The sequence below is a fragment of the Flavobacterium sp. genome (genome assembly GCF_041392085.1).
Lineage (GTDB): Bacteria > Bacteroidota > Bacteroidia > Flavobacteriales > Flavobacteriaceae > Flavobacterium.
This window is the reverse complement of record NZ_JAWKMW010000005.1, coordinates 420,970-432,924: the sequence shown is the minus strand read 5'-3', so window position 1 is coordinate 432,924 and position 11,955 is coordinate 420,970. Positions and strand designations below refer to the sequence as shown.

Annotated in this window: 9 protein-coding genes; 5 read left to right on the top strand and 4 right to left on the bottom strand. The window is 34.1% G+C overall.

Annotated features, from left to right (window positions below; genetic code table 11):
* The coding region (locus tag R2782_RS04855) for a choice-of-anchor L domain-containing protein (protein ID WP_371266942.1) at positions 1–2,744 on the bottom strand (2,744 nt) is incomplete at its 3' end.
* A gap of 132 nt (positions 2,745–2,876) precedes the next feature.
* Between R2782_RS04855 and R2782_RS04850 the strand changes: the two genes are divergently transcribed.
* The gene (locus tag R2782_RS04850; protein ID WP_371266941.1) at positions 2,877–3,776 is read left to right on the top strand and encodes a NifU family protein; all 900 of its coding nucleotides are present in this window, start codon (positions 2,877–2,879) and stop codon (positions 3,774–3,776) included.
* 57 nt (positions 3,777–3,833) lie between these two features.
* Here R2782_RS04850 and R2782_RS04845 read toward each other — a convergent pair whose 3' ends face one another.
* On the bottom strand, positions 3,834–6,086 hold the full coding sequence (locus R2782_RS04845; RefSeq protein ID WP_371266940.1) for an inorganic phosphate transporter: 2,253 nt from the start codon (positions 6,084–6,086) through the stop codon (positions 3,834–3,836).
* 136 nt (positions 6,087–6,222) lie between these two features.
* Between R2782_RS04845 and R2782_RS04840 the strand changes: the two genes are divergently transcribed.
* The 4 genes from R2782_RS04840 to R2782_RS04825 all read left to right on the top strand — a co-directional run bounded on the left by R2782_RS04840 (position 6,223) and on the right by R2782_RS04825 (position 9,908).
* Positions 6,223–6,423 (top strand): dodecin family protein, encoded by a 201-nt coding sequence (locus R2782_RS04840; protein WP_371266939.1) that lies wholly within the window; start codon positions 6,223–6,225, stop codon positions 6,421–6,423.
* A gap of 52 nt (positions 6,424–6,475) precedes the next feature.
* Complete coding sequence (locus R2782_RS04835; protein WP_371266938.1) at positions 6,476–8,488, top strand: thioredoxin domain-containing protein; 2,013 nt, start codon at positions 6,476–6,478, stop codon at positions 8,486–8,488.
* A 56-nt stretch (positions 8,489–8,544) separates the two neighbouring features.
* A complete protein-coding gene (locus tag R2782_RS04830; protein ID WP_371266937.1) occupies positions 8,545–8,976 on the top strand; it encodes a YtxH domain-containing protein in 432 nt (143 codons plus the stop codon).
* A gap of 80 nt (positions 8,977–9,056) precedes the next feature.
* Entirely contained in the window at positions 9,057–9,908 is an 852-nt protein-coding gene (locus R2782_RS04825; RefSeq protein ID WP_371266936.1) for a mechanosensitive ion channel family protein, read from the top strand.
* On the opposite strand, the gene tsaB is transcribed toward R2782_RS04825, so the two are convergent.
* Positions 9,895–10,551: a tRNA (adenosine(37)-N6)-threonylcarbamoyltransferase complex dimerization subunit type 1 TsaB gene (tsaB, locus tag R2782_RS04820; protein ID WP_371266935.1), complete on the bottom strand. Its 657-nt coding sequence runs from the start codon at positions 10,549–10,551 to the stop codon at positions 9,895–9,897. The two genes, R2782_RS04825 and tsaB, sit on opposite strands and share 14 nt — an antisense overlap.
* Positions 10,552–10,640: 89 nt before the next feature.
* Positions 10,641–11,954 carry an efflux RND transporter periplasmic adaptor subunit gene (locus tag R2782_RS04815; RefSeq protein WP_371266934.1) on the bottom strand — a complete coding sequence of 438 codons (1,314 nt, stop codon included), beginning with the start codon at positions 11,952–11,954 and terminating at the stop codon, positions 10,641–10,643.
* Position 11,955: the final 1 nt, after the last annotated feature.

The window sequence follows — 11,955 nt, the reverse complement described above, 5'->3', positions numbered from 1 at the left end:
TCTGTTGTGTTAGTTAAAGTCTGACTAATGTTGGCTTGTGCAGTTGCCTGGTCAGAAGCTCCCGTAATACCTGCCGGTGCTGCAACCGTCCACGTATAAGTTGTGCCCGTTGGTACAATCTCCGGTGAGGCAGTAACAGGCGTTACCGTAAAAATGTCTTCTGAACAAATGATAACCACTTTGTCAGTAATGTTTGGTTTAGGATTTACCGTTACCGTTATCGTAAAGGTATCAGTACAAATATTCGGGGCCGTACCTACTGAGGCCGTGACACTGTAAACCGCATCAAGAGGAGCGTCAGTTGTATTTGTCAATGCTTGACTAATATTGGCCTGTGCAGTTGCCTGGTCAGAAGCTCCTGTGATACCTACCGGTGCTACCACTGTCCAAGTATAAGTTGTGCCCGTTGGTACTATCTCCGGTGAGGCCGTAACAGGCGTTACCGTGAAAGTATCTTCTGAACAAATCACAACCGCTTTATCTGCAATATTCGGTAAGGGGTTGACCGTTACTGTTACCGTGAAGGTATCAGTACAAACATCCGGTGCCACACCGGCAGAGGCTGTTACCGTATACACCACATCAAGTGATGAATCTGTTGTATTGGTTAAAGTCTGACTAATATTAGCTTGTGCAGTTGCCTGATCCGAAGCTCCTGTAATACCTGCCGGTGCTACCACCGTCCAAGTATAAGTTGTCCCCATAGGAACTAAATCGGTTCCTGCTGTGGTTGGACTTACCGTAAAAGTCTGAGCTGAGCAAATCGATGGCGTAAAATCAGAAATGCTTGGTTTAGGATTTACCGTTACCGTTACCGTAAAGGTATCGGTACAAATATTCGGTGCAGTACCCACTGAGGCTGTAACACTGTAAACCGCATCAAGAGGAGCATCGGTTGTATTTGTCAAGGCTTGACTAATATTGGCTTGTGCAGTTGCCTGGTCAGAAGCTCCTGTGATACCTACCGGTGCTACCACTGTCCAAGTATAAGTTGTACCCGTTGGTACAATCTCCGGTGAGGCCGTAACAGGCGTTACCGTGAAAGTATCTTCTGAACAAATCAAAACCGCTTTATCTGCAATATTCGGTAAGGGGTTGACGGTTAACGTGAAGGAATTAGTTCCAAAATTAGAAGGGAATGCGATTTCTACCACCCGTACATAAATCGTTTCATTAGTTCCGTCATAAGTATTTACAGGTGAAATTGGGAAATCCCCCGTGTTTGCATCGGCTTGGGTGTTATGATAAGTCACTTCATAGAGAGTTGGATCCAATCCGCCCAAAGCGTCATCATCATTCTCCGTTAAATCAAATATTTCAAAATCATCACCTGGGGTAACCTCATCACACAATACTAAATCCAATGGTTGAGGATCTAGTGTACAAGGCAATTCAATCAACTGAAACGATTGAATAACAGAACATTCACTACCACTAAATATATCTACTACACCAACATAAATAATTTGACCAGACCCAGTGCTGACATACGCTGTAGGATCAGGAATATAATTAAAAAATTCAAAATCTTCTTCTGTTAATGCATAGTTTAATTCAAATGCAAACGGATCTAAACCATTTAAAACAATCGGTGTATTGACTGTTAAATCGTAAACATTATTAGGTGCACAATTCTCTAAATCAAGGGGTTCGGCAACCGGTATTGGCGGATAATACTCAATAGTTATTGTGTCAGTAATAGGGCAAGCAGGTCCGTACGGATAAGCAATAACCGTATAATCACCAGGTTCAGAAACTACTAGTGTAGGACTCGTTTCTCCAATTATTAAATCGGGACCAAAATACCACTCGTGCACAATAGATGCATCAAGACCAGTATCCAGTTCAACGGTATCACCAATACACAATGCAGTACCTCCGGCTTCTACAAAATCTGAACCTAAATCGATTGGGTTTACATTAAAACTATTAGCTTGCAGAAATACAGCCGAATCCCAACCATTATCTCCAACATTAGCAACAGCCAACTTGATATGATAAAGCTCACCACATTGAACGGTAGAAGATGCCGTTAATACAGTTGTAAAACCATCATACTGAACAGAAGTACCTCCACAGTTATTTACATAAAACCCTGAGTTTGCTCCACCAGGTAATACGGCAGGACAACCATTTGCAAAGCCTCCATTAACTGTATTAATGGTTATCGGGATAGTTGTTGATGGTATTAAAGCAATATTAATGGCTCCACCTGTATAAGGTCCGGCAATACCGGGTCCACTTAAAAAAAAGCCAAAAACATCATTAAATGTCGAATTTACAAATTCAGGGTATTCTTCAGAACCAAAAACAAAATTAAAACTAAGTTCAGTTCCCGTAGGAATAAAATCAAATTCTAAAATAGAGGTGTTTTGAATACCTCCGTTTGCCAAACTAGCTAAATCCGGATCTCCGGCCGAAGGTGTTGCTGTTACCTGAGAGGCATTATTCTGATTGTTAGGCCCCAAAGCCAATTGAGCGTTTCCTGTGGACAAAATAATTCCAGAGTTGATACCTAAATTTGTTGGTGTTACACCAGTTGTAAAATATCCTGCTTGATCTCTTGCAACCGTTGCATTTACTGCACTACCATTGAATGTTATATTGGAAACCGTTACACCACTCCCTAACAAAACATCTTGCACTAATTGAGCAGGTGTAAACGTTGTATTATTCACAAACAATTGCGCATGTAAGCAAAAGGGAAAGATTAAAAGAATTGTTAAAAGTAATTTTTTTTTCATATAATAGTAAAAAATGTTCTAACAAACAATTGTTGCTAAAACACTTGATAAAGTTGTGTTAATAAAAATTTAATGTCCAAATATAGCTAAATACAAAAAATAACTTTGTTAAATTTGCAGAAAAAAGCTCAAATGACTAAAATATCGATAAAGTCTACCCAAAATCAGACAATTTTGAAATTTGAATTGCAAGATTTTATTACAAAAAATAAAAGTTATGAATTCAAAAACATTGATGAAGCGACTGTCAGTCCGCTAGCACAACAATTGTTTTATTTACCTTTTGTTAAAACGGTTTTTATCGCCGGAAATTTTATTGCCATAGAACGCTATAATATTGTGGATTGGAATGATGTGAAGGATGCTGTAGCTGAACAAATTGAAGATTATATTGACAAAGGAGGTATAATCATCAACGAAACAAGTGTTGAAAGTAAAAAACAACCGATAACAATCTATGCCGAAACCACGCCGAACCCGTCTGTATTGAAGTTTGTTGCCAATAAAATGTTGACTTCCAAAACGGCGGAATTTAAAAATATTGACGAGGCTTTTCCATCAACTTTAGCGAAAGAACTGTTCAAATTTTCGTTTGTGAAAGAAATTTTTATGGATGAAAATTATATTTCCATTACAAAACACAACAGTTTTGATTGGCAGGAAGTTTCAAATGAGGTTAGAATGTTTATTAAGGAATATATTGAAAACGGCAATGAAATAATAAATGAAAGCCTTTTAATCTCAGTTCCAAAAAATGAAAAACAAACTAATTCAAATTTTGATTCGCTTGACGCAACATCACAACAAATCATCAATATTTTAGAAGAATATGTAAAACCTGCTGTTCAAGCCGACGGAGGAAATATTCTTTTTGATTCGTATGATGAAAATGATAAACGTGTTAAAGTTGTTTTACAAGGAGCTTGTAGTGGTTGTCCTTCTTCTACCTTTACATTAAAAAACGGCATTGAAAACATGTTGAAAGACATGTTGAAAGACGAAAGTATCAAAGTCGAAGCCATTAATGCTTGAGACAAGAACGATTAAAAAAATCCTTGAAGGTTTATTATTTTCAAGGATTTTTTATTTTTATTTTTTGCTCTTTACATGCATGTTGAATTCTTGAAATAATTCCAATAAATTCATTGTCGCTTTGATCAAATCATTTGTTTCCAAAAGAAGTGCAAAATAAAGTTTACTGTTTTTAGGACTTGTCTCTACAGTTCTAATACGAGTAATTTGCTTTTGGATTAATTGAGAAACATTCTCCAAAATAGTTGCCTTTTCACGTAAAACAACATCCAATTGATCAAAGTTTTTGTTTTCAAAAATAGATTCGATGGTGTCAAACAATTTTTGAACATCTGTATCAATACTTTTTAAATCACGTATTTGATTGAATTTCAATTGCTTATGGTTATTGTTGATATGCGAGTAGCTGTTCTGTGTGATAAAGGCTAAGGATTGAATCATATCTTGTAAATAGCCTAAAATCATTATATAAAATTTACTTGCCTCAACAGAGGTTTCGTCTAAATTTTTAATAAAATAATAAACGTTGCTCTTAAGTTCATCAACTTCTCTTTCTAATTTTTTGAGCGATTTTTTATTTTCTTTTAGTTTAGCCAAATCCTGTAATCCCAGGTTATCAATAACATCACTATACACTTTATTAGTTGCACCGATTACTCGAGAAATCTGCATTGAACTTTCACTGATAATCTCATTGATCGTAACAATATCTTCACGCTTCAATTTAACTAACTCTTCCTCTTCTTTTTGTTTTTTACTATGCCTTCTGGCACTTCTGTATAAAATAATAGCCAACAAAACTAACAAGCCGATGAATGCATACACCTCGCCTGTTTTTAAGACAAACGCCATGATAAAAGCTCCTACAAAAGCAACCCCTGCCGTTACAAACCATCCTCCTATTACATTGAATACACCTGCCACTCTGTATACAGCACTCTCTCTATCCCAAGCTCTATCCGCAAAAGATGTTCCCATCGCAACCATAAAGGTTACATAGGTTGTTGATAGAGGTAATTTTAAAGAAGTTCCAATGGAAATTAATATACTGGCAATCATTAGGTTTACAGAGGCTCTCACCATATCAAAAGCGGGTTCGTCTTTACGTTTTTTACCTTTTATTTCCGGTTTTTCAAATTGTTTGTCTATTTTTAGCTGTACCGATTGAGGTAAAAAATAATTAATTGCCTGTCCCAAATACACCCCACTTCTCACAATAAACCTTGACAACATATTGGGTGAAAATTTTTCAACGCCATCACCCTGACGAGATAAATTTACTCCCGTTTCAATAACACTTTTTGCTTTTTTTGATGTCCAAAGTGTAATAACCATAACTAATCCTGCAAAAGCAAGGAAATAGAAAGGAGCTACGATTGTTTCATCTGCCAAAGCACCCATCATTAGCTCGTCACCCGAAAGACCGGCGGCAGAAAATATTTCATACGAATTAAATGCTGCAATTGGCACCCCTATAAAATTAACCAAATCATTTCCTGCAAAGGCTAGGGCTAAAGCAAATGTTCCGATAATAATAATTATCCGCAAAATATTTATTTTGAAAACACTTATTAAAACTTGTGATAATAGGGTGAAAAACAAAAAATTAATTCCGATAATTACTAATTGATTCTCTTGAATCCATCCGTACGTTTCTTTGCTAATAAAAGAAACTCCTTTTAAACCCTTAATCAAAATAAAGAACGTAATAGCCGTAATTGCTAACCCTCCAAACAATGACCCAATATATTTTAACCTTTTTTCGTAATGAAAAGTAAAGATTAACCGAGATAAATATTGTACTAAACCTCCTAATCCAAATGATAAAAGTACAGAAAGTAGTATACTTGATACAATTTCAGATGCCTTTTTGGTGTTAATGTAGGTCCCGAGACTATGCGTACTGTCTTCGGAAATAAAAATATGATACAAAGCCAAACAGACAGCTGCACCCAATAACTCAAAAATAATAGATACTGTTGTTGAAGTTGGCAATCCCATTGAGTTAAAAACATCCAATAAAAGAATGTCTGTAATCATTACTGCTAAGAAAATAATCATTACGTCATTAAAACTGAACATCGAGGGGACAAAAATTCCACTTCGGGCAATCTCCATCATTCCACTTGAAAATAAAGCTCCGCAAGCAACTCCAATACTTGCAACAATCATAATTGTTCTAAAAGAAACTGCTTTTGAACCAATTGCCGAGTTGAGGAAATTTACTGCATCATTACTAACGCCAACAACTAAATCAATCAAAGCCAAGACACCCAATACAACGAGCATCACTACATATATTTGTTCCATTTTTAATGGTTAATAATTTAGTGCAAAATTCTACTAACTATTTCAATCTAATGTTAAGCGAATGTTATCAATTTTGGTCTGTTTTTTTTGATTTTTTAATAAAAAACACTACCTTTAAAGTTTAAAATATATCATTATGGCAATATTAAAAGTAATTGAAGTCCTTTCCAGCTCCGAAATTAGTTGGGAGGATGCTACACGCAAAGCAGTTGCTCAAGCAACAAAATCATTAAAAAACATTCGTTCAGTGTATATTCAAGACCAAAGTGCCTCTGTCAAAGACGGCCAGGTTTCAGAGTTTAGGGTTAACGTTAAAATCACTTTTGAAATTGAATAAATAATAAAATTTGTAATTTTAAGCGTTCTCAAAAAGAACGCTTTTTTTATTTATGAACGAATTAAACTTAGAGTCTAGCCCGTATTTACTTCAACATGCCAATAATCCTGTACACTGGAAAGCATGGAATTCAACAACGTTAGCCTATGCAAAAGAAAATCAAAAACTCATTTTAATCAGCATCGGATATTCTGCTTGTCATTGGTGTCATGTGATGGAACATGAAAGTTTTGAAAGTGAAGAAGTGGCAAATACTATGAATCAACATTTTGTTAACATTAAAGTTGATCGTGAAGAGCGTCCTGATATTGACGCTATTTATATGAAAGCTGTTCAATTAATGACAGGAAGAGGTGGTTGGCCTCTTAATGTTGTTTGCCTTCCGGATGGGAAACCTGTATGGGGAGGTACATATTTTCGAAAAAAAGATTGGATTATTACCTTAGAGCAATTGCAGGAATTATTTTATTCAAACCCTGAAAAAATGATTGAATATGCTGATAAACTGCACGAAGGAATTGAAATGTTAAGTTTAACAAATGAAAAATCAACTGATTTTGATATAGCTATTATAGAGCCTTTGATAGAAAAATGGCAAAAAAGTTTCGATTGGGAATATGGTGGTTATACACGTGCACCAAAATTTATGATGCCAACCAACTATCAATTTCTATTGCACTATGGGCATTTGACTAAAAATAAAAAACTAATAAGCTATGTAAATCTAACATTAACCAAAATGGCTTATGGCGGTCTTTTTGATACAATTGGGGGTGGCTTTTCTCGTTATTCGGTTGATGTAAAATGGCATATTCCGCATTTTGAAAAAATGGCTTATGACAACGGGCAGCTTTTGTCACTTTATGCGAATGCATATAAATTGACAAAAAATGTTTTATACAAAGAAATAATCGAAAAAACCGCAAATTTCATTGAAAAAGAATGGTTAACTGAAGAAGGTGCTTTTTTTTCTGCTTTGGATGCCGATAGTTTAACTGCTGAAAATCATTTGGAAGAAGGTGCTTTCTATGTTTGGACAAAAGAAGAGTTAAAAAATATTATTCAAGATGATTTTGAATTATTTTCCGAAACATTTAACATCAATGAATTTGGACATTGGGAACATGAAAATTATGTTTTGATTCAGAATAAAAGTTTAGAAGAAATTTCAGAAAAAAATAATCTTTCAATTGATGAACTTCAACTAAAAAAGAAAAAATGGGAACAACTTCTTTATGAAAAAAGAGAAAAGAGGCCAAAACCTCGGTTGGATGACAAATGCATTACCTCTTGGAATGCTATTTTATTGAAAGGATTCGTGGATAGCCATAAAGCTCTAGGAGAACAAAAATTTTTGAATATTGCGATAAAAAATGCTTATTTTATTGTCAACAAAATTTGGACCCCAGAAGGAAATTTGACGCATACTTACAAAAACAATAAACCTTCTATCAATGGATTTCTGGAAGATTACGCGTTTTTGATTGATAGTTTCATTTCACTATATGAAGCTACATTTGATGAAAATTGGCTTTTACACAGTAAAAATTTAACAAATTATTGTTTGGATCACTTTTATGATGAAAAAAAACAATTGTTTCGGTTTACTTCAGATTTAGATGAGGCTCTGATTGCTACTCATTTTGAAATTGAAGATAATGTGATTCCGGCCTCCAATTCGGTTATGGCTAGTAATTTATTTAAACTAAGCATTTATTTTGAAAATTTGCATTACGAAGAAATTTCCAAAAAAATGGTTTTACAAATGATCCCTTCTATTGATTATCCGTCGGCCTTTTCAAATTGGTTGATTTGTGCTTTACATTTTTCAGACTATCAAAAAGAATTAGCTATTTGCGGAAATAAATGTTTAGTTCATCTACAAGAAATTAATAAAAAATATATTCCCTTCTTACTCCTTTCCGGTTGTGAAGAAAAATCAGATTTACCCTTTTTAAAAAATCGATTTAATAATAACGAAACATTATTTTATATCTGTCAAAACAAAACATGTTTAGTTCCTAAAACTGATATTTTGGAGATTTACAAAGATTTAAACCTCTAATTTTAAAAAAGTTAGTTAAATTTGGTAGATTTGACTTCATTTAAAAAATTAATATCATGGGATTAGGAAGTTTTTTTAAAAATTTATTTGGCACAGCCAAACAATCAACATCTGAAACAGTTGACAAAGCAGAAGAAGTTTTAGACCAAGCAAAAGCTAAAGCATCTGAGTATGCAGAAAAAGCAGAAGATTTTGTAGAAAAAACTGTTGAAAACATCAAGGAATCTTATCCTGAAGTAAAAGAAAAAGTAGAAGATTTTGCTGAAAAAGCAAAAGAAACTGTTTCTGATTATGCCGAAAAAGCCGGCGATGCAATTGAAAATGTTGTGGATGATGTAAAAGAAAAAGTAAGTTCATTCACTTCATCTGTAAAAGAAAAATCACAAGACGTAGCTGAGCAAACAAAAGAAAAAGTAAACAAAGTTTCAGAAGACTTAGAGGATAAAGTTGACGAAATTAAACGTGTTGCAGACGAAAATGCTGATTAATTTTAAGTTTTCTTTATTATAATTGCTGTTTATATCCTTTACCTTTGTATCCTTTAAGCACAGAAAAGGAATTGTTTTTTATGGATTTGATAACGGTAAACACAGAATTTGTTACAAAGTATTGGGATTATTTTACAACTGTTTTGATGGAATATTCTCCAAGATTAATTTCGGCTACCATAATTTTTGTAATAGGATGGACAAGTATTCGTCTTATTAAAAAAATAATCATAAAGATTATGACAAAAAGGGAAATGGAACCTACTTTGTCGAAGTTTTTAGCTGACATTTTAATTTGGACACTTAAATTACTTCTTTTTGTAACTGTAATCTCTCGATTGGGTGTAGAAAACTCTTCCTTTGTTGCCATTATAGGTGCAGCGGGTTTAGCTATTGGTTTATCTCTACAAGGTTCCCTGTCAAATTTTGCGGGAGGAGTATTGATTATCATGTTCAAACCTTTCAAAGTAGGTGATTTTATAGAAGCTCAAGGCGTTTCGGGAACTGTAAAACAAATTCAAATTTTTGTAACACAATTAGCAACTGTTGACAATCAAATTATTTTTATTCCTAATGGAGCTTTATCAAATGGCAACATTACCAATTATACCTTTGCAACTACGAGAAGGGCGAATCTGATTATTGGTATAAGTTATGGTTCGAACATTAAAAAAGCAAAAGAAATTGCAATGGCAGTGATGGAAAATCACCCATCTGTATTAAAAGAGCCTGCTCCTGTAGTCTTGGTTGATAGTTTAGCTGATAGCTCAATAAACCTGGCAATACGTCCGTGGGCAAATTTAGAAGATTTTTTTACGATGCGTTCGGATATTTTAGAGCAAATCAAACTTCAATTTGATGAAAACGCTATTGAAATCCCGTTTCCGCAAAGAGATGTTCATATTAAAGAGGCAAATCCTAAGAAATCATAAAGTCTTTTAAGTAAAAAGGTTCAAAATAAGCTACGTCCACAAAACGATTAGCTCTAAATAAACCGTAACTTATTGTAGCCATTTCTTTTGCCGAAGGAAAAACAATTTCGTCTAGAAACACAAAATTTTCTTTTTGTAATATTGCCTTAGCTTTTTGAGTACTATCGCCAACAAAATAGATAGTTTCATTCCATCCTGAAAATGAATCAACAGTTAAAATTTCTGCTTTTGTTTCCCTAATTTTTTGATGTTCTTTATCAAAAATTGCCGCATACACTTCCATTCTTCTTGCATCAATCATTGGTACAATTAAGCCCACTTCAATTGCGACTTGCGAAGCTAAAACCTCTAATGTGTCAACTGCAATTAAAGGAATACCTAAGGCATAACACAATCCTTTAGCGGCAGAAACTCCAATTCGTAAACCGGTATAAGATCCAGGTCCTTGGCTTACAGCAATAGCGTCTAGATTTGAAAAATGTATATTGGCTTCGGCTACAATTTCTTCAATAAAAACATGCAACTTTTCAGCATGCGAATAGCCCATTTCTGCAATTTCTCTAGAAACAATAATTTCTCCGTCTTTTGCTAAAGCAACTGAACAATTTTTGGTTGATGTTTCTATGTTAAGTATATATGCCATAATTGAAATTGAATGTGCAAAAATAAAATATAAAAAAAAGGAAACTAAATTTTAATCTAATTTCCTTTCAATTATTTACAGAAATAAAACTATTCTTTTATTTCTTTGTTTTTGTCTTCTTCCGATTTAACAAAAACTAAATCTCCGGAATTTAAATCTTTGGTAACGGTTGTATAAGGACCAACAATTACAACATCTCCTTTTTTTAATCCCTGAATGATTTCAATATTCGAATCATCTTGAATACCCGTTTTTATCACTCTTATTTTTGCCTTATCTCCTTCTTTAACAAAAACACATTCTAACTTTTTATCTGTTTTTTGAACAATAGCTCCTTTTTTGTCACCCTCCTCTTCCGATTTAATATCTACTTTGCTAGAACTCAATGTATCCGATTTCATGACCACTGCACTAATGGGAACAGCCATAACTTTTTCTTTTCTTTTAGTAATAATATCAACTGTGGCAGTCATTCCCGGGCGAAAAGGCGAATAACTATCCGGCTTCCCTTCTATCAAATCTAAATAAGATTCTTTTAGAATTCTAACTTTTACTTTAAAATTGGTCACTTGGTCAGCAGTTACAGCATTGCTTGCAGAGTTAGAAATACTAGTCACAATTCCTTTAAATTCTTTTTTTAGGTAGGCATCAACTTCAATTTTTGTAGAATCACCAATACTCACTTTAACAATATCATTTTCATTTACGTCAACTTCAACTTCCATGTTGTTTAAATTGGCTACACGTAAAATTTCAGTTCCCGTCATTTGTTGCGTGCCCAAAACTCGTTCACCTAATTCTACCGAAAGTAATGATATTGTTCCGTCTGCCGGGGCATAAATAGTGGTTCTTCCTAAATTATCTCTTGCTTCGGTTACTGTTGCTAAAGCACTTTGTACGCCGTAATAAGCCGCTTGTTTGGCAGCCTGAGCCCCTTCAAAAGTTGCTACTACTCTATCCCATTCGGCTTTTGAAATAATTCCTTTTTCAAACAATGATTTGTTTCGATTATAATTTGCCTGTGCTTCTCTAAATGTGGCTTCAGCCTGGCTCAATCCAGCTTTTGTATTAGATAATCCTGCCAAAGATCGATTTAAGCTTGACGTGTATAAATCAGGATTGATTCGAACTAATAAATCTCCTTTTTTTACTAATTGTCCTTCTTTTACAGGCAATTCAATGATTTCTCCTGAAACTTCAGAAGATATTTTAATTTCTGTTTCAGGTTGAATTTTACCCGTTGCCGAAACGGTTTCAACAATTGTAATTTCATTAACCAAAGCAGTTTCTACTTCTTTTCCTTTGTTTTTATTTCCGATTACACCTGTTTTTGAGAGTGTAATCAATAAAATAATTAATCCTATCGCGATTCCTAAAATGGTATATATTACTTTCTTTGACATA